At 62.6% G+C, this 25893-nt stretch carries 18 protein-coding genes; 11 read left to right on the forward strand and 7 right to left on the reverse strand.

Annotated elements, in window-relative coordinates; translation table 11 throughout:
• Positions 1-16 precede the first annotated feature (16 nt).
• The gene (locus tag F3H35_RS07510) at positions 17-1465 is read left to right on the forward strand and encodes a sensor histidine kinase (protein ID WP_149778999.1); all 1449 of its coding nucleotides are present in this window, start codon (positions 17-19) and stop codon (positions 1463-1465) included.
• A 13-nt stretch (positions 1466-1478) separates the two neighbouring features.
• On the opposite strand, the gene F3H35_RS07515 is transcribed toward F3H35_RS07510, so the two are convergent.
• A complete protein-coding gene (locus tag F3H35_RS07515) occupies positions 1479-2225 on the reverse strand; it encodes an acyl-homoserine-lactone synthase (protein ID WP_149779000.1) in 747 nt (248 codons plus the stop codon).
• A 227-nt stretch (positions 2226-2452) separates the two neighbouring features.
• Positions 2453-3550, reverse strand: coding sequence for a response regulator (locus F3H35_RS07520; RefSeq protein ID WP_188129911.1), 1098 nt, complete (start codon positions 3548-3550; stop codon positions 2453-2455).
• 456 nt (positions 3551-4006) lie between these two features.
• Between F3H35_RS07520 and F3H35_RS07525 the strand changes: the two genes are divergently transcribed.
• Positions 4007-5122, forward strand: coding sequence for a response regulator (locus F3H35_RS07525; protein ID WP_149779002.1), 1116 nt, complete (start codon positions 4007-4009; stop codon positions 5120-5122).
• A 102-nt stretch (positions 5123-5224) separates the two neighbouring features.
• Positions 5225-7408 carry a selenide, water dikinase SelD gene (gene selD / locus F3H35_RS07530; protein WP_149779003.1) on the forward strand — a complete coding sequence of 728 codons (2184 nt, stop codon included), beginning with the start codon at positions 5225-5227 and terminating at the stop codon, positions 7406-7408.
• Positions 7409-7476: 68 nt separating this feature from the next.
• Here the strand turns inward: selD and mnmH are convergent, their stop codons facing one another.
• Positions 7477-8553, reverse strand: coding sequence for a tRNA 2-selenouridine(34) synthase MnmH (gene mnmH, locus F3H35_RS07535; protein ID WP_394852308.1), 1077 nt, complete (start codon positions 8551-8553; stop codon positions 7477-7479).
• A 555-nt stretch (positions 8554-9108) separates the two neighbouring features.
• Between mnmH and F3H35_RS07540 the strand changes: the two genes are divergently transcribed.
• From F3H35_RS07540 to F3H35_RS07565, 7 genes are all read left to right on the forward strand, one after another.
• The gene (locus tag F3H35_RS07540) at positions 9109-10494 is read left to right on the forward strand and encodes an ammonium transporter (RefSeq protein ID WP_149779005.1); all 1386 of its coding nucleotides are present in this window, start codon (positions 9109-9111) and stop codon (positions 10492-10494) included.
• Between the two features lie 18 nt (positions 10495-10512).
• A complete protein-coding gene (locus F3H35_RS18820) occupies positions 10513-10683 on the forward strand; it encodes a hypothetical protein (RefSeq protein ID WP_188129912.1) in 171 nt (56 codons plus the stop codon).
• Positions 10684-10853: 170 nt separating this feature from the next.
• Positions 10854-12248 carry a MocR-like ectoine utilization transcription factor EhuR gene (ehuR, locus tag F3H35_RS07545; protein ID WP_223228345.1) on the forward strand — a complete coding sequence of 465 codons (1395 nt, stop codon included), beginning with the start codon at positions 10854-10856 and terminating at the stop codon, positions 12246-12248.
• 99 nt (positions 12249-12347) lie between these two features.
• A complete protein-coding gene (locus F3H35_RS07550) occupies positions 12348-13355 on the forward strand; it encodes a TRAP transporter substrate-binding protein (protein ID WP_394852309.1) in 1008 nt (335 codons plus the stop codon).
• Between the two features lie 75 nt (positions 13356-13430).
• Positions 13431-14048 carry a TRAP transporter small permease gene (locus F3H35_RS07555; RefSeq protein ID WP_007814146.1) on the forward strand — a complete coding sequence of 206 codons (618 nt, stop codon included), beginning with the start codon at positions 13431-13433 and terminating at the stop codon, positions 14046-14048.
• Positions 14049-14051: 3 nt separating this feature from the next.
• Positions 14052-15338 carry a TRAP transporter large permease gene (locus F3H35_RS07560; RefSeq protein ID WP_149779008.1) on the forward strand — a complete coding sequence of 429 codons (1287 nt, stop codon included), beginning with the start codon at positions 14052-14054 and terminating at the stop codon, positions 15336-15338.
• Positions 15339-15351: 13 nt separating this feature from the next.
• Positions 15352-15798 (forward strand): universal stress protein, encoded by a 447-nt coding sequence (locus tag F3H35_RS07565; protein ID WP_149779009.1) that lies wholly within the window; start codon positions 15352-15354, stop codon positions 15796-15798.
• Between the two features lie 63 nt (positions 15799-15861).
• Here F3H35_RS07565 and F3H35_RS07570 read toward each other — a convergent pair whose 3' ends face one another.
• From F3H35_RS07570 to F3H35_RS07585, 4 genes are all read right to left on the reverse strand, one after another.
• Positions 15862-18981, reverse strand: a complete 3120-nt coding sequence (locus tag F3H35_RS07570; RefSeq protein WP_149779010.1) for an efflux RND transporter permease subunit — start codon at positions 18979-18981, stop codon at positions 15862-15864.
• Between the two features lie 24 nt (positions 18982-19005).
• Positions 19006-20148, reverse strand: a complete 1143-nt coding sequence (locus F3H35_RS07575) for an efflux RND transporter periplasmic adaptor subunit (RefSeq protein ID WP_394852310.1) — start codon at positions 20146-20148, stop codon at positions 19006-19008.
• A 141-nt stretch (positions 20149-20289) separates the two neighbouring features.
• Entirely contained in the window at positions 20290-22134 is a 1845-nt protein-coding gene (locus tag F3H35_RS07580; RefSeq protein ID WP_149779011.1) for a M1 family metallopeptidase, read from the reverse strand.
• Positions 22135-22845: 711 nt separating this feature from the next.
• The gene (locus F3H35_RS07585) at positions 22846-23652 is read right to left on the reverse strand and encodes an IclR family transcriptional regulator (protein ID WP_149779012.1); all 807 of its coding nucleotides are present in this window, start codon (positions 23650-23652) and stop codon (positions 22846-22848) included.
• A 100-nt stretch (positions 23653-23752) separates the two neighbouring features.
• On the opposite strand from F3H35_RS07585, the gene F3H35_RS07590 reads away from it, so the two are divergent.
• Positions 23753-25882: a malate synthase G gene (locus F3H35_RS07590; RefSeq protein WP_149779013.1), complete on the forward strand. Its 2130-nt coding sequence runs from the start codon at positions 23753-23755 to the stop codon at positions 25880-25882.
• Positions 25883-25893: the final 11 nt, after the last annotated feature.

Genomic DNA, 25893 nt, shown 5'->3' on the forward strand with positions numbered 1-25893 from the left:
GTTGGTAATTGCAGACATGAACACAACGGACGATCCCAAGGTCAGCCTGGAAAATGACCTGTCGAGCGACACGCTCGAGCGACAGTTGCGCGACTATGTCAACATCACCAAGAAACTGATCTGGCAACGTCAGGCGAGCTTTCTTGCGGCGATGATCCTGTCGGCCTTCTATTTCGATCCGGCGCTTGCGCTGGTGTGCTATTCGGGTCTGCTGTTCAGCGAAGTTCTGGATCTGGTTCTGACCCGACGCGTTCAGCGGTGGGAGGGCAACGACCCGGTCGCGGCGCGCAGATTTCTTCTCTGGGTCATGGTCAATACCGGGCTGAGCGCGGTGATGATCTCGCTGTTCGTGTTGTTGATCGCCATTCAGCAGAATTCCGGCGGCCATTTCATGCCGCTGTTCTTCCTGTTCGCGGCGGCGCTTTTCGCGGCGATGAACAACCACCAGATCCTGCCATCGCTGATCTTGCGGCTGATGATTTACGGGGCCACGTTCCTGACGATTTCGGTGATGGATATCGTGCGGCTCAGACCGCCGCTCGATTCGCATCACTGGCTTGAATTCTTCACGGTCGCTTTCGTTCTGTATTTCATCGTCGATTGTTCTTTCGTGTTTCTCAAGCTGTACCGCAAGGGGCTCAAGCAGCTGCAGAAGATCAAGCTGGAACATGACCGTGCCAAGCGCGCCTATGAGATCAAGTCGCAATTCCTGTCGACCATGAGCCATGAGTTGCGCACGCCGCTGACCTCGATCAAGTTCTCGCTGGACCTGATGAATTCGGGCTGCGTGGCGCAGGTGCCCGACGATCTGAAGCCGATCCTCGAGATTGCGGTGAAGAACAGCAACCGGCTCGCCGAACTCATCAACGAGACGCTGGATCTGCAGAAGATCGAAAGCGGCGAGATGATCTTCCGCTTCCAGAGCCTTGATATCTCGCGGGTGGTCTCGGAAAGCGTCGATGCGATCATGGCGCAGGCCAATGCCGAGCAGATCGAAGTGCGCAAGGAATTCCCGGAAGACGAGGTGTTCATCAACGGCGACGAGGCGCGCATCCAGCAGGTGCTTGGCAACCTGTTGTCGAACGCGTTGAAATTCTCGGAGGCGGGGGGCGTCATCACGGTCCGGGTCGAGCAGAACAACGACCGTGTTCGCGTGAGCGTGCAGGATACCGGCACAGGGATTCCGGAAAACTGCGAGGCACAGGTGTTCGGCCGGTTCAGCCAGGTGGATTCGTCGGATCGGCGCAAGGTCGGCGGGACCGGTCTTGGCATGAATATCTCAAAGCGGATCATCGAGCGGCACAACGGCACGATCCACTACAAGAGCCGCCTTGGCGAGGGCACGACCTTCTTCCTGGAATTCGATCTCAAGCGTCAGCCCGAGCGCAATCACGACGCGGCGCAGGACTGGTCCGGCGGGGCCGACCGGCATCTGGGCGAAGGGCGCATGGTCGCCGGGGAGTGATCCCCGACGCCGCTCAATTCATCGCGTTGACGGCGTTGAACAGGATGGCCTGGCTGTACGTGCCGTCGATATGGAAGCGCGGGCCGATCGGCACGGCGCGCAGGTCGAGCCGCCGCAGCCAACGCGCCCAGATCGCCGGAACGATGCCGATCACATGCGACGCCCCCTCGGCCCGCGCGGTCGAGATCAGTTTGCTGACAAGCACCTGCTGGATATCGAAGCGGCGTTGGGCGGGCACGGTCTCGGTGATGAACACGCGCGCGGCTTCCCAGACCTTGGGATCGACCGGGGCCTGCATGAACAAAACATCCGTCGGCAGGTTGTCCAGAATGCCGCGCTGCGCATCGCGCAACATGTAACTGTAGATGCCGCAGCGCGCTGTGGTGGGCAGAAGCCGGATACCGGCCAGGATCTCGCCGAATTCATGCACGACGATCCAACGGCATTGCGGGGTGTCGTACTGGTCGAATTCCATACCGTCGGTCTGGTAGATGTCCCAGTCCAGCTGGTCGATGAACACGTGTTTGCGCGCCCTGAGGTAATTGACCAGAAGCTCGCCGTAATTGTGCATATTGGCGAAGGACAGGCTGCTGGCGCGGACATTCGCGATACCGGTGCTCTGGTTGCGTTCGGCGCGAATTCTGAGGCGTTTCTTGTCACGGCTGCTGGTCAGCGAGCGCGAGGGCGCTCCATCCGGTGACAGCTCTGGAAATACGGAGGCTGCCGGAGAAGTTTCCGGAGGCACTTTGAATGTTTTCATAACCTGCGCTCAATAATGGCTTTTTAGTGGCTATTATGAGACATGGTGATGCATTTGTGCCAGTTCTTTTTTGCGCTGGCGCAACATTTAGCTGGCTTGCGGCAAGATTGTCCTTGATTTGAAGGCTATCGCGCCACGCATGACTTGGCGGCAGGCATGGCTGCGCCGCGTTTTTCCAAAGATTTGCGGGGGTTTGGTTGCGCGCAAAGGCGCGCTGGCCGCCGGTCTCAGCCTTTCGGCATGAGCATCTTGGCAGGCGGCCAGTTGCCGTCCGAACTGCGGATATCGTCCTTGAAGAGCGCGCGATAGCCGCGCGCTTCGAGATGGGCGAGCTCGTCGTTGAAATAGAGGTTGCCCAATTGACGGGCCGGAACCTTGTCCAGCGATTTGGCGATATTCAGCGCCTCGACGCTTTTGACCGCCTCGTAAAGGGCGAAAATCGCATCGTCGGGGGTCTTGACCCTGAAGGGCACCCCCAGAACGTGGTGCACCCGGGCCTGTGCCGCCGCATCCGCGCGATCAAGCTGGCCTGCGGCCTGGGCCAAAGCCCTCTGAAGGCGTGCATTGAGAAGCCGGGCGAAGCCGGGGCAGGCGATCAGAAAGATGCCCCTGCCGCGATAGGAAAACATCGCGTCGAGCTTGCGCATGCCGACCGACAGCAATCTGCCATAGGCCGAGATCACGCGGATCAGCTCGGCGCCGGACAGCTCGTCCTGCAACCGTTCGAAATTCGAGATCTTCAAAGCGCCGACGCAGAACCGTTTCGAGGTCTGCTGCGCGCGTTTGAGCACGAAATTCTCGAAGGCGAGATATTCCACGAGACGCGGCAGATCCAGCGATTCAAGATGCGCGGCAAGGTCGATATCGGATGACGTGATCGTGCGCGCGACAGGCTGGCCAAAGGCATCGACACCGCCTGCGGGCTTGTAATGGGCGATATCCGTGCGCTGCCACGATCGCAGCTTTTCCCGCAGATCCTGAAAGTCGAACGGCTTGTTCAGATAATCCGACGCCCCGGCCGCGAACGCGTTGTCGAGATAGTGGCGTTGTGACATCGCGGTGAGCATGATGACGGGCGTCGTCGCATAGCGCGGATCGGTGCGGACATGCCGGCACAGGCTGATCCCGTCGAGCTCGGGCATCTGAATGTCGAACAGCAGGCAATCGAAGGCGGTTTCATCCTTCCTGAGGATGTTCATGGCTTCCGCGCCGGAAAGGGCCGTGACAATCTCGTGATTGTCGCTGGCGCTGAGCGATCGTTCGATCAGTTCGACGAAGGAATCGTCATCATCCACGGTCAGGATCTTCATCCGGGTATCCGCCATTCTGGAAACAGGTGTCTTGGACTGAAGAAACTCGATACGCACATGGTGAATGGACCGTGCCGGACAAATCGGGAAAATCTTTGTGCAAATTAAGGTGGAACTTGGATGATCCGGGCGGGCAAGCGACGCGGGATTCGGGATCTCGCGGGCGCGATGCCGCCGCCCGTGCCCAGTTTTTACATCATTTTGCCAAATTCTTCGTGGCCGGAGCATGGCCGTATCCGATGCCCCTGCCGCCTATCTCCCTTCAAAACATCGGAAAAATCCGATTCTCCGCGTGGCCTGTAAGCGTGTGTTCTGCGCTTCTTTCGGCGGGTAGACGTCACTCTGACGCCATATTTTGAACGACATCGTCAACTAGCTTTACGCAAGTGTGTCGGTACGCATCCAAAGCCTGCGGGACGTATCTTTTTTGCAGTCAGCAGTCATTCGTGGATCACACGGGAGACCGACAGGATGAAGATTCTGCTGGTAGACGATGACGAAAGCATTCTGGCCCTGCTCAAGCAATTCCTGAGCGCGTCCTGCGGGCATAACGTTACCGCCTGCCCGGGAGGCGTGGAGGCGTTGGACTGCATCGCGACCAGCGAAGAGCAGTTCGACTGTTTCGTGCTCGACATCCAGATGCCGCAGATCGACGGGATCACCTTGTGTGAAAAGATCCGCAACACGCCCCGTTACGCCAATACATCGATCATCATGCTGACGGCGATGGCGCAGCTCGACCATCTGGACCGCGCCTTTGCGGCGGGGGCCAATGACTACATCACCAAACCCTTCGAGCTTGGTGAATTGCGGGCGCGGATCAAGAGCAGCCAGCGCTTCGCCCGCAGCCAAGGGCCCGATAGCAGCACCTCGTCCATGGCGAGCGCCGAAAGCGCCCGGTCCGGTGCGGATGCGCCCTCTGGCGATACGGCGCAGGATGACGGCTTTGCCGAAGTGATCGACATCCGAAATATCGATCGCGTGCTCAGCTATACCGCCTTCGAGAATTACATCATGCAACTGCCGAGATTCGGCATGTTCCAGTCCTCGGTCAGCTCGATCCGGATCTTGCAGGCCGATCAGGCGCATCAGGTCTGCTCGCCCGACCAGTTCCGCCAACTGATCCATCTGGTCGCGGGCGTCATCTCCGAGACGATACGGCGCGACAATTGTTTCTTCTCCTACCGTGGGGGCGGGTTGTTCCTGTGCATCCAGAACGGCAGGGACAGCCTGTCGCGCGAGGATATCGAAAAACCTCTGAACCGCCGGCTTCAGGTGGCTCTGGCGAAATTCCCGCGCAATGTCTCGTTGGAATTAACCGTCGGAAAACGGCATCCGCTGCGCTGGGTGACCAAGGCGGGCATCCTGAAAGTGCTGTTCAATCTGGCCCGCGACACCGAGGACGAAAGTGCCCTGCCGCTGATCGAAACGCAAAGGGATACGACGCTGGTCAATATCGAGAACCGCCGTCGCGAAAACCCGCCCGGTCGACAGCCCTACAAATCGATGCTGAACGAGTTTCTGGGCGAAGAAGAGCTGTCGCCCAATCAGCTTCGGAAAATGGTCAAGGGGCACAACGGCTCCTGACCGCCGCCGCCCGGCATGCGCTGCATTTGGTCCCATTCCATCTGCGCGCATTTCCTGTTCTTGTCGTGCTGATACCTTCTGAACGACAAGGCGGACATTGCGATGAACACCGATCTTCCCGTGACCCGTGATCTGGTGCTGATCGGCGGAGGACATGCCCATGCCCTGATGCTGCGGCGCTGGGGCATGAAACCGCTGCCAGGTGTGCGGCTGACCGTGATCGACCCGAATGTCAAAGCGCCCTATACGGGCATGTTGCCGGGGCATGTGGCCGGTCATTACCCGCGAGATGCGCTGGATATAGATCTGTTGCGCCTTGCGCAGTTCGCGGGCGCGCGGCTGGTGCAGGATCGCGCCGTTGGTCTGGACCGTGCCGCAAGGCTGGTGCAGCTCGCGCGGCGACCGGCGATCGCCTATGACCATCTGTCGATCGACATCGGCATCTCGTCGGCGCCGCTGGAGATCGAGGGCTTTGACAGGCACGGCATCGCCGCCAAGCCGCTTGGGCCGTTCGCCGAGGCCTGGGAGCGCTATGTCGCGGCGGTGGCGGGAAGCGGCGAGGTGCCGCGCGTGGCTCTGATCGGTGCGGGCGTGGGCGCGGTCGAGCTGGCACTGGCGATGCATCACCGCTTGCGCGCTGTCGGTGCCGCGCGGCCCGAGATCACGTTGCTCGATGCGGGCAAGGCGCTGCAGGGCACGGCACCGGGCACGCGCCGCGCGCTATGGGAGGCGTTGTGGCAAGCCGGGATCAAGCTGCGCGAGCATGTGGATGTCGCGGCGGTCACGCCCGACGCGGTCAGGCTGGCCGATGGCACGCTGATCGCGGCCCGTCTGGTGGTGGGGGCTGCGGGCGCGCGCCCCTGGGGCTGGCTTGCGCAAAGCGGCCTGCCGCTCAAGGACGGGTTCATCGAGGTGGATGAATGGCTGCGCGTGGTGGACGATCCCGCGATCTATGCGGTGGGCGACTGCGCCCATATCCGCCATGCGCCACGGCCCAAGGCGGGAGTCTATGCGGTGCGCGCCGCCCCCATCCTCACCCATAACCTGCGCGCCGATCTGACCGGGGCGCAGCGCCGCATCTTCAACCCGCAGGCCGATTTCCTGAAGCTTGTGTCACTTGGCGGCAAGCGCGCCTTGGCGGACAGGGGCGGTGTGGGGCTGTCCCTGCCGGGGCTGTGGCGCTGGAAGGACTGGATCGATCAGCGCTTCATGGAGAAGTTCCGCGATTTGCCCGACATGCCCGCCCCGGTCGTGCCGCAGGATGTGGCCAATGGCGTGCGCGCCGAGATGGCGGATCATCCGGTGATCTGTGGCGGTTGCGGCGCCAAGGTGGGGCCGGGCGCTTTGGGCGGCATGATCGCCGAGCTGGCGCCGGTGGCGCGCGACGATGTCCTGAGCCTTCCCGGCGATGATGCGGGCGTTCTGCGGATCGGCGGGCAGACGCAGGTTCTGAGCACCGATCATCTGCGCGCCTTTACCGCCGATCCGTGGGCGATGGCGCGGATCACCGCGGTGCATGCGCTGGGCGATGTCTGGGCGATGGGCGCCGAGCCGCAATCGGCGCTGGTCAATGTGATCCTGCCGCGCATGGCCGACCGCCAGCAGCGCCATACCCTGCGCGAGATCATGGCGGGTGCTGCCGATGTGATGGCCGATGCCGGGGCTGCGATCATCGGCGGCCATACCACGCAGGGCCGCGAGATGACCATCGGCTTCACCGTCACGGGACTGTGCCGCGATGCCCCCATCGGGCTTGGGGGGGCGCGGCCCGGTGATCGGCTGATCCTGACCAAACCTCTGGGGACGGGGATCATCCTGGCCGCCGCGATGGCGGCAAAGGCGGATGGGGATGTCGTGGCGCGCGCCATGGCCTCGATGGAGCGGCCTTTGGCGCAGGATTCCGGGATCTTGCGGGCCGATGCGCGCGCCATGACCGATGTCACGGGCTTCGGACTGGCGGGGCATCTGCTGGCGATCATGCAGGCCAGCGGCTGCGGGGCGATGCTCCGGCTGGCGGATATTCCCTTGTTGGACGGGGTTGCGGGGCTTGTGGAGCGGCGGGTCGCATCGTCCCTGCAAGGCGCCAACGCGGCCCATGCGATGCCTTATATCGATGGCGCTGAGCCGCCGGACTGGCTGTTCGATCCGCAGACCGCAGGCGGCTTGCTGGCGGCGGTCCCGTCCGACAAAGCGGGTCCCTGTCTGGACGCCTTGCGCGCGGCGGGCATCGACGCGGCCGAGATCGGAGAGGTCACGGATGACAGTGCGCGGCTTCTTCTGCGCTGAAGCGTTTCGCGAAATGCAGTGCTCCGTTCGATCGTTGCACGCGTTCCGCCTTTAGCTGATGCCTTAGGTCAAAGGCGGACCGCTTCAGGGTCGGCGGCGCGCATCAGCGCCGCCTCGATCCGGGGCAGGGCGCTGATCAGGGCCGCATCATCCAGATCATTCACGGCGACGCGATGCGTTGTAGACACGTCGTTGCGCTGTCGGGCCTTGGCATAGGCCGGATCGTAATGCTCGGTGATCAGGGCATGGGCCAGATCGGTGAACGCGCCTTGAGCCGCCAGCCGCTGCCATGCATCCACAAGGGCGTGGCCGCGAATGGGTCGCAGCAGGTCGAGCTGATGACAAAGCTGATCGGGCGTTGCGCTGATATCGGCATAGGCGCTGGCCAGAAAGGCGGCGCGCGCGGCGGATGGCGCGCTGATCTCGACGCTTGGCGCCGCGCGCATCGACTGCCAGAGCGATGGCGGCACGATCCTGTGCCCGACCTTGTTGGACTCGGCCTCGATCACCACCGGACGCTGCGGATCAAGCCCGGCAAGCGCTTGGGCCAGCCGGCCCTCGAAAAGCTTTTGTGTCGGCTGACCGCCCGGCATGTCGCCCAAAGCCGAGCCGCGATGATTGGCCAGACCTTCGAGATCGATCACCTGCCAGCCCCGTTCGGCGAGCAGCGCCAGAAGGCGGGTCTTGGCCGTGCCGGTATTGCCGTCAAGCAGCAACGGTCTGAGGCCAAGCGGCTGTTCATAGAGCATGTCGACGACAAGCCGGCGATAGGCACGGTAGCCGCCATCGATAACCTGCACCCGCCAGCCGATCTGCTGCAGGATCGTGGCGAAAGCGCCCGAGCGTTGACCGCCGCGCCAGCAATAGACCAGCGGTCGCCAGTTGCCCGGCTTGTCCGCCAATGGCCCCTCGAGATACCCCGCCACATTGCGCGCGACATGGGCCGCGCCGATCTTGCGCGCCCTGAAACGGTCTTCCTGAACGTAGATTGTGCCGACTTCCGCGCGTTGGTCATCACTGAGCGAGGGCAGGTTGATCGCGCCCGGAAGGTGGTCTTCGGCGTATTCCGCAGGCGAGCGGGCATCGATGATCGTATCGACGCTCAGGTCGTGCAGGGCGCAAAGGTCGGGCAATTCGAATTTCATGTCCCGCATCTAGGCCAATCCGCCCGCCTGCGCCAGATGGCAGCTGCGTGGCGCGCGCGATGCGCGTCATGGAAAACGCCCTCTGTCGCCATCGATGCCAAGCCATGGTCCAGATGCGCGGCAACCAGATTCTCTGATCGGTCTGATATTGGTGGTGATTGGGCCAATAGTGGACCACATTTGCGGGGAAATCGATTCATAAAGCGACGTAAAATTGCGCAAAGGCCCTGATTTTCGCATAAAATAATATCAGAGCTGAGATTTTCTTTTCTGGCGATGCCGACTTCGACTGACGGCAGCCGGGCCTTTTGCGGTCGTTGCACCAGTGGCCTTCAATGCCGGATTTTCAATGAAAAGGCAAAGGCTTACCTTGCGTCAAACGGTGCGGCGCTGCCGCGCATTCCTGCGCTGAAAACACCCCATGCGGGACGGGGGCTTGGTGCTTTGGGATCAAGAAAGTTCTTTGGGCAGACCGATTCAGGCGCTTGACTTTTGTTGCTGCCGATAACGCCGCGCGCATGAACGCGGCACGGCCAACATGGAGGTGAAGTGACTATGGAAGAACAGCTAGCGGAACTTGCGGCCAAGGTCGCCGCGATAGAAACCAAGGGCAACCTGACGAACACGATGTTCGCCGAGACCTATTATTACCTGACGATCCCGCTGATGATCATCATCCATGCGGGATTTCTTGCCTATGAAATGGGCGCCTCGCGGGCCAAGAATGCGTTGTCGTCAGGGGTCAAGAACATCCTTGCCATCGCCTTTGTGATCCCGGCGTTCTATTTCTTCGGCTGGTGGGTCTATTGGGCGTTCCCCACGGGGTTCAGCCTGTCCGAAGGACCCAACGGCATTTCCGGCGCGGCCTATGCCAACAGCTTTGCATGGGGCTGGGGCGAGGCGGCTGCGGCCATGGGGCCGAATATCGACGATCAGATCAGTGGTGTGTTCTGGGGGGCGTTCACGCTGTTCGCCGCCACGACGGCCTCGATCATGTCGGGGGCGGTGATCGAACGCATCCAGACCGTGGGCTTCGTGATCCTTGCGGTGATCCTTGGCGGGTTCAGCTGGACGCTGGCGGCGGCCTGGGGCTGGCACGCCGATGGCTGGCTGGTGCAGAGCTGGGGCTTGCATGATTTCGGCGCGGCGGGTCTGGTCCATGCGGTGGCGGGCTTCTTCGCGCTTGGTGTGCTGATCAACCTTGGTCCGCGCGTCGGCAAGTTCAACGCAGACGGCACGGCGAACCACATTCCCGGTCACAATCTGCCGCTGACGGCGATGGGCCTTATGCTCATTATCGTCGGCTTCTGGGGCTTCCTGATGGCCTGTGTCGTCGTGGGCGGCGAGGCATGGTCCTGGGGCGCGAATTTCGCAACGATCTATGGCACGCCGACCAATCTTGGCGCGCTGAGCTTCAACATCCTGATGTCGGTGGCCGGTGGCATCATCGGCGCATGGCTGGGCACGCGCGATCCGTTCTGGATGATGTCGGGCGCTCTGGCCGGGATCATCTCGGTGGCGTCGGGTCTCGACATCTACTGGCCGGCTCTGGCCTTCATCATCGCCTTCGGCGCCGGCCTGATCCTCAAGCCTGCGGCGACCTTCCTCGAGAAGTTCGGGATCGACGATGCGGTGGGGGCGGTCACGGTGCACGGCACGATCGGGATCTATGGCCTCGTGATGCTCGGCATCTTCGGCACGGGCTATCCCGCCTTGCTGGGCGAAGGCGCGCCGACCATCAGCCTCGTGGGTCAGATCGTGGGGGCCGTCGTCTTCATCGCGATCGGGCTTGTCACAGGATATGTGAGCGCGTTGATCCTGAAGATCGTGGGTATGCTTCGGGTACCTGAAGCTGCTGAAATCGCCGGTCTGGACACCGTCAAGGTGCCGGCACAGGCCTATCCCGAAGGGATCGCCGCGTCACCGCCGGCGGCCAGCTGAACAAGGAGGAACTGACATATGGGATATCCATTCGACACACCGACATGGGACGCGGCAAGCGGCGCGATCTTCATGGGCGCAGGTGGCGCTTTGCCGGGTCTGTTCACGCTGATCGCGATCGTGATCTGTGTGCTTGCGCTGGCGCTTGGACAGGCCAAGGAAGCGGCTAAATACAAGAACCACAAGTAAGACCCATCCGGTCTGACGCGCATCCCCGCCGCGAAAGCGGCGGGGATGTTTTGTTGTCCGGCGATGCTTGCATCAAGACGCCCTTGGCGTGCTGTCTTGTCAAACCCTGCGTTTATGTGCCCGATACAGGACAGGCGCCTGTCTTGGCGCACAGCTTTCACGAGGCCCAGATGACGTTCGATTTTCTTGACCGTGCGACCCTGTCCGAGCCTTTGTACCTGAGCCTTGCCGCCGCCATCGAGCGCGAGATCCGCGAGGGCAGGCTGCCTGCCGGGGCAAAGGTGCCGACGCATCGCGCGGTCGCGGCCGAGCTTGGCATCAGCGTGCAGACCGTCGGCAAGGCCTATGACCGGCTGCGCCAGCACAATCTGATCGAAGGCCATGTCGGGCGCGGCACTTTCGTGGTCGATCAGGCCCAGCAGGACCGCCCACCCTATGCGCTCAGACCCGTGCAGGCGCAGGTCTGCGATCTGGCGCTGTCGCGCCCTTTGTTCGATGAACGCCACGACATCGCCATGCGGCGCACCCTGCGCGAGATGGCCGACAAGGCCGATCCCGTGACGATCCTGTCTTGCCGGCCCAATCAGGGCCAGCTTGACCATCGCGAAGCGGGGGCGCTCTGGTTGTCGGGTCTGGGTCTTGAAACCGATGCGGACCGGGTCATCCTGACCAATGGCGTGACGCATGGCATGGCGGCGGCCCTGTCGGCGGTCACCGCGCCGGGGGATGTCGTGCTGGCGGATGCGGTGACCCATCATCTGGTGATATCGCTGTGCCGCTATCTGGGGCTGACCCTGATCGGGGTGGCCGGTGACGGGCAGGGGATGCTGCCCGACGCGCTGGATCAGGCCTGCCGCACGCATGGGCCGCGGGTTCTGGTCACGCTGCCCACGCTGACCTTGCCGCAGGCGGGTGTCATGGATGCACCGCGCCGCGCCGCGATCGCCCGGATCGCGGCGATGCATGATCTGCTGATCGTGGAAAACGACGCCTATGGGCCGATTTTGTCGCGCGGTCCGGCGCCGATCACGGCGCTGGCGCCCGAGCGCGGCATTTACCTCACGACCTTCACCAAATGCACGGTCTCCGGTTTGCGGGCGGGCTACATGGTCGGCCCGCCGCATCTTCAATCGGCGCTGCTGAGCCGCTTGCTGGTGTTTTCATGGGCCGCCACGCCGCTGGTCTGCGAGATTGCCGCGCGTTGGGTGCGCGATGGCACCGCCGCCGAACTGGCGCAGTGGCAGCGCGACCGGCTGGCCGAGAGGTTCGATATCGTCCGCGCCGTTCTGGGGCCGCATGACATCGAGGGGCATCCCGGCGGGCTGCATTACTGGCTGCCTTTGCCCAAGGGCTGGGACGCCCGGGATTTCGTCCGTCTGGCCCGCGATCAGGACATCGCGCTGGCCCCGGCGGGTCCATTCCTGACGCCGCAGGCCCCGGCCCTCGACGCAGTGCGCATTTCCGTTGGCGGAGAGCCTGACGCGGCCCGGTTTCGCGGCGCGCTCGAGCGCCTTGCCGCATTGTTGAGCGCCCCGCCCGAAGGGGCTTATCCGGTCGTCTACTAATAATGTAATGATACAATTAATGGTTTGACATGCATTACAATGCCCCTCACGCTTTCGGCACAAATGTTGAAAAGAGGGAGCATTGTAATGGCGAACTACATGACGAAAACCGCAGTGGCTGCCACTGCCGCGAGTGTCATGGCCATGACCGCAAGCATGGCCAGCGCCGATACCTGGCGCTACGCGTTCGAAGAGGCCATCGACGAAGTGCAGGGCATTTTCGCCCAGAAATTCAAGGAAGAGATTGAAGCCAATTCCGATCACACCGTGCAGCTTTTCCCCTATGGCACGCTCGGCGAATCCGCCGACACCATGGAGCAGGCACAGGCCGGCATTCTGCAATTCGTGGATCAAAGCCCGGGCTTCACCGGCTCGCTGATCCCCGAGGCACAGGTGTTCTTCGTGCCTTACCTCTTGCCGCAGGATACCGAGGCACTGGGCGAGTTCTTCCGCACCTCCAAGGCCATCAACGAGATGTTCCCCGAGCTTTATGCCGAACAGGGGCTCGAGCTTCTGGTGATGTTCCCCGAAGGCGAGGTCTGCATGACCACGCAAGAGCCTGTCACCGGTCCGCCCGATCTCAACGAGGTGAAGTTCCGGGTGATGACCAACCCGCTTCTGGTGGAAAGCTACAAGGCGTTCGGCGCAACACCCACCCCGCTGCCATGGGGCGAGGTCTATGGCGCGCTGCAGACCGGCATCATCCAGGGTCAGGAAAACCCGATGTTCTTCATCGAGTCGACCAAGATGTACGAGGTTACCGAGGTCATCACCTGCGCGGGCCACAACAACTTCACCACCGCCGTGATGGCCAATCAGGATTTCTATGACGGCCTGTCCGAAGACGAGCAGCAGATGATCGACGATGCGATGGATGTCGCCTTCGAGCATATCATCGACTACCAGAAAGGGCTGCACGAAGAGAGCATCGAGAAGATCAAGGCGGCCAAGCCCGAAATGCAGGTCAATGTCCTGACCGAGGAAGAGCGCACGCCCTTCATCGAGGCGGCAGCGGATGTCGAAGCGACATTCCTTGAAATGACCGGCGAAAGCGGGGCTGCGATCCTCGAGCAGATGAAAGCGGATCTCGAAGCCGTGACCAACTGAGCATGACGGCCGGCGGCTGCGGCAGACCCGCGGCCGCCGGATAATTTCCAGGGGTCATTTGAGGACATTACGGGGATGAGCGAGTCTCAGACGCAGTCGCAGACGGATACCACCTCTGCAGACGATGCGGCACTTGGCGAATACCGCTCGACACTGCCGGGGGTGCTTGGCGGCATCGACAACACGATCGCCCGGATCGAGGCGGTGCTTCTGGCGGTGGGCGTCCTGCTGATGGCGGCCAACACGATCGCAAATGTGGTGGGGCGGTTCGTCTTTCAGAACAGCCTGTTCTTTTCCGAGGAACTGAACCGCATCCTGATCATCATGATCACCTTCGCCGGTATCAGCTATGCGGCGCGTCACGGGCGTCATATCCGCATGTCGGCCATCTATGACGCGATGCCGCCGCGACTGCGCAAGCTGATGATGATCGTGATCACGCTGGTCACGGCCGTCTTCATGTTCGGGCTGTGCTGGTATGCCTTCAATTACATCATGACACAGGCCGGGCGCGGGCGCGTGCTTCCCTCGCTTCAGATCCCCGTCTGGATCACGCTTGTCTGGGTTCCGGTCGGCTTTTTCATGACCGGCATGCAGTATCTGCTGACCGCCATCAAGAACATCCTCGAGAAGGACATCTTCCTCTCGACCGCCGTTCTGGAAGGCTATGACGAAGACGAGATGGAGGTCTGACGGATGGCGCTCACGATTTTCTCGATCATGATCGTCCTGCTTCTGCTGGGCTTTCCAATGATGATCCCGCTGATCGTCGGGGCCTTTGTCGGCTTCTACACCCTCTTCGGAGGCTTCAGCCAGCTTGAAACGATGGTGCAACAGATCATGGCGGGTATCCGGCCTGCCTCGTTGATCGCGGTGCCGATGTTCATCTTTGCCGCCGATATCATGACGCGCGGCCAGTCGGCCAACCGGCTGATCGACCTCGTGATGGCCTTCGTCGGTCACCTGAAGGGGGGCCTTGCGGTATCCACGGCGGCGGCCTGCACGATGTTCGGCGCGGTCTCGGGCTCGACCCAGGCCACGGTGGTGGCCATCGGCTCGCCCCTGCGGCCCCGCATGCAGAAGGCCGGCTATAACGACAGCTTCATCCTGGCGCTGATCGTGAACGCGTCGGATATCGCGTTTCTCATCCCGCCATCGATCGGGATGATCATCTATGGCGTCGTATCCAACACCTCGATTGCCGAACTGTTCATCGCCGGGATCGGGCCGGGGCTTTTGATCCTGTTCCTGTTCTCGGTCTATTCCTGGATCTACGCGGTCCGCAACAAGGTGCCCACCGAGCCGAAATTCAGCTGGCCGGAACGCCTCAGCGCCGGGCGCAAGGCGCTCTGGCCCCTCGGGTTTCCGCTGATCATCATCGGGGGCATCTATGGCGGCATCTTCAGCCCGACCGAGGCGGCGGCGGCCTGCGTGCTCTATGCGCTCATCCTCGAGGTGGTGATCTTCCGCGAACTGGACCTCAAGGGGGTCTATGACACGGCGAAATCCACAGGTCTCATCACGGCGGTGGTGTTCATCCTCGTGGGCGTGGGGGCGGCATTTTCCTGGGTGATCTCGTTTGCACAAATCCCGCAGCAGATCCTTGGCGGGATCGGCATCGACCAGATGGATCAGATCGGCGTGCTCTTCGTGATTTCCATCGCGTTTTTCGTGGGCTGCATGTTCGTCGATCCCATCGTGGTGATCCTCGTGCTGGTGCCGATCTTCGCGCCGGTGGTGGATCAGGTCGGGCTCGATCCGGTTCTGGTGGGCACGATCATCACGCTGCAGGTGGCCATCGGATCGGCCACCCCGCCATTCGGCTGCGATATCTTCACTGCCATCGCCGTGTTCAAACGGCCCTACATGGAGGTGATCCGGGGCACGCCGCCCTTCATCTTCATCCTGCTGTCGGTCGCGGTGGCGCTGATCTTCTTCCCGCAGATTGCGCTCTTCCTGCGCGATCTGGCCTTCGCGAAGTAGTCAGGAGAGACGGATGTTCAAATCTATTCTTGTCCCGTTCGACGGCTCGCCCAATGCCGAGAAAGCCCTCGAAACCGCGCTGGAGCTGTCGCGCGCCTGCAGTGGCGGCGATATCAAGATCACGATCCTGACGGTCTATCGGCACCATTCGATGCTCGAGGCGTCCTTGTCGATGGTGCGCCCCGACGATCCCGGCAATCTCGATGACATCATGCGCGCCCATGCCAAGGAAGTGGCCGAATACGCCAAAACCCTCGCGCATAACGCGGGCCGCACCGATGTGCGCGCTTTCGTGAAATCCGGGCCTGCGTCGCGCACCATCGTGAAATTCGCGCAAGAGCACGGGATGGATCTGATCGTGATCGGCAGCCGTGGCATGGGCTCGGTCGAAGGGTATCTTCTGGGCAGCGTGTCTCACAAGGTCACGGGCATTTCGACCGTCCCCGTGCTGGTGGTCTGAGCGCCGCGCCGCAGCCCGCCAAGGGCGCGCGACGCCGGATCAGACCCCGGATCAGGCCCCGTTTCAGGCGTTGTCTTTGCCACGCTCGCCGCCACCCCGGCGGAAAACCCGGGTGACGATCATGAAGAACAGCGGCACAAAGACCACCCCCAGAAGCGTGGCCGAAAGCGTGCCCGCCAGCACGCCCGAGCCGATGGCATTGCGCCCGCCCGAGCCCGCACCGGAACTCAGCACCAGTGGCAGCACGCCAAGCGAAAACGCCATCGAGGTCATGATGATCGGGCGAAAGCGCTGGCGCGCGGCTTCGGCCACGGCGTCGATCACGCGTTCTCCGGCCTCGTATCTGTCGCGCGCGAATTCCACGATCAGAATGGCGTTCTTGCCGGTCAGGCCGATCACCGTCAAAAGCCCCACCTGGAAGAACACGCCGTTTTCGAACCCGCCCAGCCACGCACCGGTCAGCGCGCCCAGAATGCCGATCGGCATCGCCAGCATCACCGCGAAGGGAATGGACCAGCTTTCGTAGAGTGCCGCCAGCGACAGGAACACCGCCGCCAGTGACAGCGCATAAAGCAGCGGCGCCTGATTGCCCGATTGCCGCTCTTCCAGCGACAACCCGGTCCAGGCCAGACTGTAGCCGGTGCCAAGCTCGCTCACCAACCGCTCCATCTCCGCCATGGCCTCGCCGGTGGTGACACCCGTCGCGGGCGAGCCCTGAATCTGGATCGATGGCACGCTATTGTAGCGATAAAGCCCCTGCGCGCCGTAATCCCATCGCCCTTCGGCGAAATTCGAGAACGGCACCAGCTGGCCGCTGGCATTGCGCACGCGCCACTTGTCGATATCCGTGGGCACGGCGCGGGCATCGGCCTCGCCCTGCACATAGACGCGCTTGATGCGGCCCTGATCGATGAAGTCGTTCACATAGGTCCCGGCCCATGCGATCTGCAGAAGCTGGCCGACATCGGTGGGCGTCAGCCCCATCGCACCGGCCTTGCGCCAGTCGATATCCAGATTGAACTGCGCGGCATCCTCCAGCCCGCTGGGGCGGGCCGAGGCGATCAGCGGGCTTTGCGCGGCGGCCCCCAGAAGACGGTTGCGCGCGGCGACAAGATCCTCGTGGCTTTGCCCGTCGCGGGCCTGCAGGTAGAAATCGAAACCCGATACGTTGCCAAGCTCGATCACCGAGGGCGGCACGATGGGAAAGACCTGTGCATCCTGGATCTGGCTGAAGGCGCCAAAGGCCCGTCCCGCCAGCGCCTGCACGCTTTGTTGCGGGGCAGGGCGCTCGTCCCAGTCCTTCAGCTGAACAAAGGCCAGACCCATGTTCTGCCCGCGTCCGGCAAAGCTGAAGCCGACGACCCCGAAGGTCGATTCCACGACCTCGTCCTCTTGCGTGAGGTAATAATCCTCGACCTGCTTGACCACTTCCAGCGTGCGTTCGGCGGTGGCGCCCGTGGGGGTCTGGATCAACGTGAACAGGATGCCCTGATCCTCTTCGGGCAGAAAGCCGGTGGGCGTGCGCATGAACAGCCCCACCATCACCGCCGCCAGCACAAGATAGATGATGCCCACCCGGAAGGGTCGGCGCACACTCCAGCGCACGGTGCCGGTATAGCCGTTGGTCAGCCGCGAAAAGCCGCTGTTGAACCAGCTGAACGGCCCGCGTTTTGCTGCATGTCCCTTGGGCTGCAGCAACGAGGCGCAAAGCGCAGGCGTCAGCGTCAGCGCAACCACCACCGACAGCGCCATGGCCGAGACGATGGTGATGGCGAATTGCTGATAGATCACCCCGGTCGAGCCGGGAAAGAACGCCATCGGCACAAAGACCGCCGACAGAACCATGGCGATCCCGATCAGCGCGCCGGTGATCTGGCCCATGGATTTATGCGTGGCCTCGCGCGGGGGCAGGCCTTCTTCCTCCATGATGCGCTCGACATTCTCGACCACCACGATGGCGTCATCCACAAGCAGGCCGATCGCCAGCACCATGGCCAGCATGGTCAGCGTGTTGATGGTGAAGCCCGCCGCCGCCAGCACCCCGAACGTGCCCAGAAGCACCACAGGCACCGCCAGTGTCGGGATCAGCGTGGCGCGCAGGTTCTGCAGGAACAGGAACATCACCAGAAACACCAGGCCAATCGCCTCGAACAGGGTCTTGACCACTTCCTTGATCGAGATTTCCACAAAGGGCGTGGTGTCATAGGGAATGACGTAATCAACGCCCGTCGGAAAGAACCGGGAGAAATCCTGCATCCGCTCCTTGATCGCGGACGCGGTGTCCAGCGCATTGGCCCCCGGCGCCAGCGTGATCGCCATGCCTGCGGCCGGATCGGCGTTGAACCGGGCGATCGTGGCATAGTTCTCGGCCCCGATCTCGACCCGCGCCACATCATCGAGCAGCACAAGCCCGCCATCGGTTTCGGCGCGCAGCACGATCTGGCGGAAATCCTCGGGCGTGCGCAGCAGCGATTGCGCGGTGATCGTGGCGTTGAGTTGCTGGCCCTCAAGCGTCGGACGCGCCCCAAAGGCCCCGGCCGAGATCTGCGCGTTCTGTGCCGAAACCGCCGCCACCACATCCGCCGGCGTCAACTCGAACGCGGCCAGTTTCGCCGGATCCAGCCAGATGCGCATGGCATATTGCCCGCCGAACACATTGACCGATCCGACCCCCTGGATCCGGCTCAGTTCATCGACGAGGTTGCTGACCATGTAATCGGCCAGATCCACCTGCTCGAGCGTGCCATCGGTCGAAATCAGAGCGACCACCATCAGGAACCCGGCCGAGGATTTTTCCACCGTCAGACCCTGACGCTGCACCGTTTCCGGCAACAGCGGCGTGGCTTGGCTCAGTTTGTTCTGAACCTGCACCTGCGCGATATCCGCATCGGTGCCGGTCTCGAACGTGAGCGTCACCTCTGCCAGCCCGTCCGCCGTGGAGCTGGAGGAAAAATACCGCAGCCCGTCAAGCCCGGTCATCTGCTGTTCGATCACCTGCGTCACGGTATTGGCCACGGTATTGGCCGACGCGCCGGGATAATTCGCGGTGATCGTCACCGAAGGCGGTGCGATCTGCGGATATTGCGCCACCGGAAGCGTGCGGATCGCCAGAATGCCGATGCCCATGATGAGGATCGAAATCACCCAGGCAAAAACGGGCCGGTCGATGAAGAAGCGTGCCATGCGTTACGTCCCTCTCTGCGCCGGTCAGTCAGCCGGGGCTGCGTTCGCGTCACCGCCGCGTTCCTGCGCCGAGACCGTGGCGCCGGGCGCCGTTTTCTGAAACCCTGCCACCATCACGCGGTCGCCGGGCATCAGGCCGTCATCGACCACCCAATCGCTTTGACGATCCTGCAAAATGGACAGCGCGCGTTCTTCGACGGCCCCGTCCGCGTTCACCACCCAGGCGGTCGGCCGCCCCCGGCGGTCGCGCACGACGCCCTCTTGCGGCACCAGAAAGACTCCGTTGACCACCTCGACCGGCAGCAGGACCTGCACATACATGCCCGGCAACAGCAACGTCTCCGGGTTCGAGAACTGCATGCGCAGCGTCACCACCCCCGTCTGTGGGTCCACTTTCGGCTCGGCGGCCTGAAGGCGGCCCGTATGCTCGTATTCCGAGCCATCCGCCAGCGTCAGCCGGACGGTGCCATCCGCATCTGCCAGCGCGTCCTCGGTTTCGCCGCGTCGCCACCGCAGCAGGTCTGCGGCGGATTGCGTCACGTCCACGTAAACGGGGTCGATATTGCGGATCACCGCCAGTGGTTGCGCCTGACTGGCTGTCACCAATTCCCCCTGGCTGGTCTGCGACAGGCCGATCCGGCCCGAAAGGCGGGCCCGGATGGTTGTCCGCGACAGCTCGATCTCGGCAGCGTTCAGCTGCGCGCGTGCCAGTTCCAGCGCTGCCAGCGCCGAGTCGCGGGCCGATTGCGCATCATCCAAAGCCTGTTCGCTGGCCACGTTGCGGGCCTGCAATTCCTTCAGCCGCTCCGCCTCGCGTTCCGCCGCACCAAGCTGCGCCTGTGCCTGCGAGACGCCAGCGCGCGCCTGCTGCACCGCGGCTTCATAGGTCGCGCTGTCGATCCGGTAGAGCGGGTCATTAGCATCGACATGCGCGCCTTCCTGAAACAGCCGCTCGGTGATGATCCCGTTGACCTGCGGGCGCACCTCGGCTTGCGCCGATGCCGCGACGCGGCCCGGGAGCGTCGATGTCAGCGTGACGGTCTGAGGCTCCAGCGTGACGACGGTGACAGCGGTGGGCTGCCCGCCTTGCTGTGCCAGCATCATGGACGGAAGCGCCATGAACAGGCAGGCCGCCAAAGCAAAAGGAATACGTGCTGGAACTGTCATCTTTGGCCCTTTCGGATTGCGAACCGTCGTCACGGCGCAGGTGCAATGCATGTCGTCTCTTGCAGGCCTTAGACAGACCCGCCTCACGGATAACAATTGTCCCGATTGAACACGCAATGTGCGTTCATGCGGGATGTGAATCTACTTTAAGTCGCGTACCATCGGACTGTTCAGAACCGGCCAGTTGCCCGCCGATACCTGCTGCCCATCCTCGAAAGCGACAAAGCTGCGTTGCCCGAAAAAGGCGAGTTTTTCAAGGTTTGCGCCCATATCTTCCGGGGAATCGCCGGATATGAACAGGAAAACCTGCCCTGATGGCGTGCGTTCTGCCCATCCTCGCGCCGTTCCTGCGCGGCTTTCGGGCGGGCTGGGTGCCGCGATCAGCCGGTCACGCATGGCCGCGACGCTGGCAGTATCTCCGATCACGGCGACCGGGTCTGATGTCATGTCCTCGGGCGCGACACCGGCCTTGTCCTTCGCCAGTCCCGGAATGCGCCCGGCCAGCCGCGTGGCCGGCTCGTCAAAGCCTTGCGCCACCGCCATCTCAAGCCGTTGCAGAGCGGGATCGAACATCGCATCCGCAAGGATCGGCGCCGTTTCAGCCGCCAAAAGCAGCCGCGCAAGGTCGAAATTTGGATCAACGGTGACTTTGGTCGCCTCTCCCGATAGCGGAATGTCCAGACTGGCACTGCCCGAGCGCAGATCGACCGTCTCCAGTTGTGCGCCCGTTTTCGTGTCGACCCGCACCGGCACACGCAGCCGGTAATGCGGTGCGGTTTGTTCCAGCGTCAGGCGCAGCGTGCCATCGTCCTGAACCGCCGCCCCGGACAACGAAATTTCCGGCAGGCCCGACCGCGTGAGCCACTGATCGAAAAACCACCCAAGGTCACGCCCTGCGGCCTCTTCGAACGCCACTCTCAGATCATCCCATCCGGCAACCTGATGCATCTGCGCGGCGTAGAACCCTTGGATCGCGTTGTCGAATGCGGCCGCGCCGATCTCGTCGCGCAGCATGTGAAAGACCAGCGCCGCCTTGCCATAGCCCACCGCCTGCTGCCCGTCATGCGAGGAGGATCGGAACGCCGTCAGCGGGCGGTTGTCATCGGACGGCAGATCGGCCAGCGCACGCAACCAGTCCAGCCGCATCTTGCGCGCCGCATCCCCGCCTTCGGCTTCGGCCAACGCATGATCGGCCTGAAAGGTGGTCAACCCCTCGGCCCAGTTGCCGCTGGCATAATCCACCGCCACCGCATTGCCCCACCAGCTGTGCAGCACCTCATGCGCCAGCGACCGGCCGCGCATATAGGGATGCGCCAGGATCGACTGGCTGACATAGGTCAGCCCGGCAAAGCCAAGCCCGACCGGGATGGGCGCTGAGACGACCGAAAACGACGCGTAGGGATACGGCCCGATCCGGCTTTCGAACTGCTCGATATAGCCTGCGCTTGCGGTCAGATAGGCCTCGGACAGGCTCGCATCGGTCGCGCCGAAATAGGTGCGCAGATCGCGACCACCGCTTTGCGTTTCGTGAATGTCGTAGCGGCCTGTGAAAATCCCGATGCCGCTCGCGCGGCCCTCGAAGCTGAACGAGGTCCGATATCGGCCCTCTTCTGTCCGGGCGGCGATCCTCGATCCGGTGGCGACAGCGGTCTGCGCCGCGGGCGTGTCGATCGTGATTGCGAAAACATGCAGCGCGCGCTCATCCGTCGGCAGCCAGTCCGACCCGATAAGATAGCTGCCCTCCGGGCTGAACGCGACGGCGCGCGGCGCCCGCTCAAGCGGCGGAAGCCGACCCTCGAGCGTGACGTAAACCGGCTTACCCCCATGGCGGTCGGCTGATATCTCCCCGGTATCGGGCTGCGGCGTGGTTTCGCCGCCCAGCTCCATGTCTGTCACCCGCAGCCAGTCTTCCCGAGGCAGGAGGATCGGTCCCTGCGGCGCCATGATCCGCGTCGTGATCCTGACATCGCCATCGTCGCCCGTCATGGTAACATGGATCTCTTGTGTGACCGTTTCACTGGCAAATTCATCGGCAAAAACCGTTGAGGCAGGGGCCTGCCAAAGACAGATTGCCACGATGAAGACGACAAACCGGATCAATTCACGCGCCTTTCCCTTGACTGCACAACCAGCCCGCTAAGACATAGTCTGACCCGGCACATCGTCCATTCGCGGCCGCGTCTTTCAGGGCGCCTTGCCACCAGCAACCCGTCTCACGGCCTCTTCTCCCGCCTGGTCTTGCGAATCGAGAATAAGGCGCGAATGTGGCGTCCGGCACCCCGGATTATGTGCGCTTCGCCCATAAAAGTGGCGACTTCCCCGGTCTGTTTCCATATCGGCAACAGTGATGCGGTTAAGTCACGGTAAATATGGCGAAAAAAGAGCAAGATATTGACAAAACAGTTACATTCATGCGCATACTGATACACATGAGGCCAGTGATCTTTGGCGACAGCACGTCGGCAGACGCCTTCGACAAGGATCTGGTCTCAACGAGATAACGCGTGGAACAGGCCGGTTCGGCCCGCGCATAGGCTTACGAGTGGCCGCGTTTTAGCGGTAGGGTGTGTCGTTTGAAGACTTACCGTTTCAGGCAGCCATTTAATCTAAGGCCGGTCGTCCTATGGGCGGCCGGCTGATCCTTTTGGGCCACCTCTGACACAAGTCCTCGCGTGGCCCAGACTTATCTCGCCCCGATTACCCCGCATTCGCATGCGCCTGGTGGCTCTCCGGCGGCACACCCCCCAGATTTTCCGTCAGCTCTGCCGCCGCTCGGGCGACGATCTGGCCGATCCTGTCCAATTTGTCGTCCTGCAATCGCGCCGCAAGCCCTGACACCGATATCGCACAAGCCGCCTCTCCGTGCGGAGACCACACAACAGCCGCAAGACAGCGCAGCCCGGTGACATGTTCCTCATCATCCAGCGCATAACCACGCCGCCTGATATCCGCGATATCCTGCAACGCGGTCTTCAGGTTACGATGCGACCGGGCGGTCAAAGGGTGAAACCCGGTGCGCGCGACAAAGGCCTTGATATCCTCGTCCGTCCATGTGGCAAGGATGGCCTTGCCCATCCCCGAACAGAACACCGGCACGCGGCCACCGGGCGGTGATATCGCGCGCATGATCTCGCGGCTTTCCACCTGACTGACCGTCACCAGCTCGTCATTGTCCAGCAATCCAAGATTGGCCGTCTCGCGAGTCGCATCCCGCAGCCGGCGCAAATACGGCAGGGCAGGGGCCACGAAATTGTGCCGTCTCCCAAAGGCGGCACCTGCGGCAAAGGCTTCGCGCCCCACATGCCACAAGGCGTTTTCCGGCTCGAACTGTGCAAATCCCTGCAATTCCAATGTCGTAAGCAGCCGGTGAGTCGTCGATACGGCCAAACCCGCTTCGCGCGCCGCGTCGCTCACGCGCAGGCCCTCGTCATGCCGGCTGAGGATGCGAAGCAGGTTCAACGCGCGCACAACCGATTGCACGCCTTGGCTTTTCTGAGAGTCCATTTGGTATACCTTTCCATACAATGGAAAATATTTTTCTGTTTCTTACAAGTTTACGGGCTGTGCGCTAGCCCCTTCCCGAACATTAATCCGGAGGATCGACATGACCGATTACGTAGACCGCAATGGCCTGTCCGTGGCAGCCCCGCTGGCCCGGCTGATCGAAGATGACATCCTGCTCGGCATCACGCGCGATGCGTTCTGGTCCGGCTATGCCGCGATGCTGCGTGATCTGGCGCCCGTCAATGCCGATCTGCTCTCCAAGCGCGAGGCGCTCCAGCGTCAGATCGACGAGTGGCACAAGGCCCGTCGGGGCCAACCGTTCGACGGTGAGGCCTATCGCGACTTCCTGTCCGAGATCGGCTATCTGGAAGCCGAACCCGCCCCCTTTGCGCTCAGCACGCGCAATGTCGATCCCGAAATCGCGAGCATCGCAGGGCCGCAACTGGTGGTGCCCGTGATGAATGCGCGCTTCGCGCTCAATGCCGCGAATGCGCGTTGGGGATCGCTCTATGATGCGCTCTACGGCACTGACGCGATCGAAGGCGCGCCCGAAGGACAGGGCTATGATCCGCGCCGTGGCGCCAAGGTGATCGGCTGGGCGCGTGCGCATCTCGATGAGGTCGTGCCGCTGGCGCAAGGCTCTTGGGCCAATGTCGCGGCGCTGGACGTGGCGGATGGCGCGCTCGGCATCACCGTTGGCGGAGAGAAAACGACCCTCGCCGATCCGGCGCAGTTCGCAGGCTATACCGAGGGTGGCAACGTCTTCCTTCGCGCCAATGGCCTGCTGATCGAGGTGGTGATCGACCGCTCGTCGGCCATCGGCAAAGATGACCCCGCGGGCATTTCCGACATCCGGCTCGAAAGCGCACTGACGGCCATTCAGGATTGCGAGGATTCCGTCGCCGCCGTGGACGCCGAGGACAAATGCGTGGTGTACGCCAATTGGCTGGGCCTGATGCGTGGTGACCTCGAAGAACGCTTCGACAAGGGCGGCAAGACCGTGATCCGCCGCCTGAACCCCGACGTCACCTATCTTGATCCGCAGGGCAACAGCGTCACCCATCCGGGTCGCGCGCTGCTTCTGGTGCGCAATGTCGGCCACCTGATGACCACCGACGCCGTTCTGATGGACGGTGCCGAGACGCCCGAGGGCATGCTCGACGCCGCCGTGACCGTCGCCGCCGCGATGCACGATCTGGCGAACACAGGGCCGCGCAATTCGCGCGCCGGCTCGATCTATGTGGTCAAGCCCAAGATGCATGGCCCCGAAGAGGTGGCCTTCACCGATACGCTCTATGCCCGTGTCGAGGATCTGCTGGGCCTGCCGCGCCATACCGTGAAACTCGGTGTAATGGATGAGGAGCGCCGCACATCGGCCAACCTTCTGGCCTGCATCAAGGCCGTGAAGGACCGGTGCGTGTTCATCAATACCGGCTTCCTCGACCGCACCGGCGACGAGATTCACACCTCGATGCAGGCCGGTCCCGTCGTCCCCAAGGGCGAGATGCAAAAAGAGCTCTGGCTGGCCGCTTACGAGGCGGGCAATGTCGATGCAGGTCTGGCCGCAGGCATGTCCGGCAAGGGTCAGATCGGCAAGGGCATGTGGGCGAAACCCGATGCCATGGCCGAAATGCTCGGGGTCAAGATCGGCCATCCCAAGGCGGGCGCGAATACCGCATGGGTGCCGTCACCCACCGCCGCGACCCTGCACGCGACCCATTATCACAAGGTCGATGTGGCCGCACTGCAGGAGGAACTGAAGACCCGGCAGAAAGCATCGCGCACGGATCTTCTGACCCCGCCGCTGATGATCGGGCGCAACCTGTCGACCGAGGATATCCAGCGCGAGCTGGACAATTCCTGTCAGTCGATCCTGGGCTATGTGGTGCGTTGGGTTGATCAGGGTGTCGGCTGCTCGAAAGTGCCCGATATCAACGATGTGGCCCTGATGGAAGATCGCGCGACCTTGCGGATTTCCTCGCAATATCTGGCCAACTGGCTGCTGCACGGCATCTGCACCCCCGAAGAGGTCGAGGCGTCTCTGCGGCGCATGGCGCCCAAGGTCGATGCGCAGAACGCGCATGATCCGGCCTATACGCCGATGGCGCCGGACTTCGATGGTGTGGCCTTCCGCGCGGCGCATGACCTGATCTTCAAGGGCGCCGAGCAGCCTTCGGGCTATACCGAACCGCTTCTTCACGCCGCGCGCCGCGCGGCCAAGGCCGCCTGAGGAGGGGTCAT

The sequence above is a fragment of the Roseovarius litoreus genome, from assembly GCF_900142765.1.
GTDB classification, from domain to species: domain Bacteria; phylum Pseudomonadota; class Alphaproteobacteria; order Rhodobacterales; family Rhodobacteraceae; genus Roseovarius; species Roseovarius litoreus.

Bases quoted from the DNA above. Each gene is read 5' to 3' on its own strand.
- F3H35_RS07550 (WP_394852309.1), top strand. From the start codon at position 12,348: ATGACGAAAACCGCAGTGGCTGCCACTGCCGCGAGTGTCATGGCCATG.
- F3H35_RS07585 (WP_149779012.1), bottom strand. From the start codon at position 23,652: ATGGACTCTCAGAAAAGCCAAGGCGTGCAATCGGTTGTGCGCGCGTTG.
- F3H35_RS07525 (WP_149779002.1), top strand. From the start codon at position 4,007: ATGAAGATTCTGCTGGTAGACGATGACGAAAGCATTCTGGCCCTGCTC.
- selD (WP_149779003.1), top strand. From the start codon at position 5,225: ATGAACACCGATCTTCCCGTGACCCGTGATCTGGTGCTGATCGGCGGA.
- F3H35_RS07560 (WP_149779008.1), top strand. From the start codon at position 14,052: ATGGCGCTCACGATTTTCTCGATCATGATCGTCCTGCTTCTGCTGGGC.
- F3H35_RS07555 (WP_007814146.1), top strand. From the start codon at position 13,431: ATGAGCGAGTCTCAGACGCAGTCGCAGACGGATACCACCTCTGCAGAC.
- F3H35_RS07540 (WP_149779005.1), top strand. From the start codon at position 9,109: ATGGAAGAACAGCTAGCGGAACTTGCGGCCAAGGTCGCCGCGATAGAA.
- F3H35_RS07590 (WP_149779013.1), top strand. From the start codon at position 23,753: ATGACCGATTACGTAGACCGCAATGGCCTGTCCGTGGCAGCCCCGCTG.
- F3H35_RS07515 (WP_149779000.1), bottom strand. From the start codon at position 2,225: ATGAAAACATTCAAAGTGCCTCCGGAAACTTCTCCGGCAGCCTCCGTA.
- ehuR (WP_223228345.1), top strand. From the start codon at position 10,854: ATGACGTTCGATTTTCTTGACCGTGCGACCCTGTCCGAGCCTTTGTAC.
- mnmH (WP_394852308.1), bottom strand. From the start codon at position 8,553: ATGAAATTCGAATTGCCCGACCTTTGCGCCCTGCACGACCTGAGCGTC.
- F3H35_RS07575 (WP_394852310.1), bottom strand. From the start codon at position 20,148: ATGACAGTTCCAGCACGTATTCCTTTTGCTTTGGCGGCCTGCCTGTTC.
- F3H35_RS18820 (WP_188129912.1), top strand. From the start codon at position 10,513: ATGGGATATCCATTCGACACACCGACATGGGACGCGGCAAGCGGCGCG.
- F3H35_RS07580 (WP_149779011.1), bottom strand. From the start codon at position 22,134: ATGACGGGCGACGATGGCGATGTCAGGATCACGACGCGGATCATGGCG.
- F3H35_RS07510 (WP_149778999.1), top strand. From the start codon at position 17: ATGAACACAACGGACGATCCCAAGGTCAGCCTGGAAAATGACCTGTCG.
- F3H35_RS07570 (WP_149779010.1), bottom strand. From the start codon at position 18,981: ATGGCACGCTTCTTCATCGACCGGCCCGTTTTTGCCTGGGTGATTTCG.
- F3H35_RS07520 (WP_188129911.1), bottom strand. From the start codon at position 3,550: ATGGCGGATACCCGGATGAAGATCCTGACCGTGGATGATGACGATTCC.
- F3H35_RS07565 (WP_149779009.1), top strand. From the start codon at position 15,352: ATGTTCAAATCTATTCTTGTCCCGTTCGACGGCTCGCCCAATGCCGAG.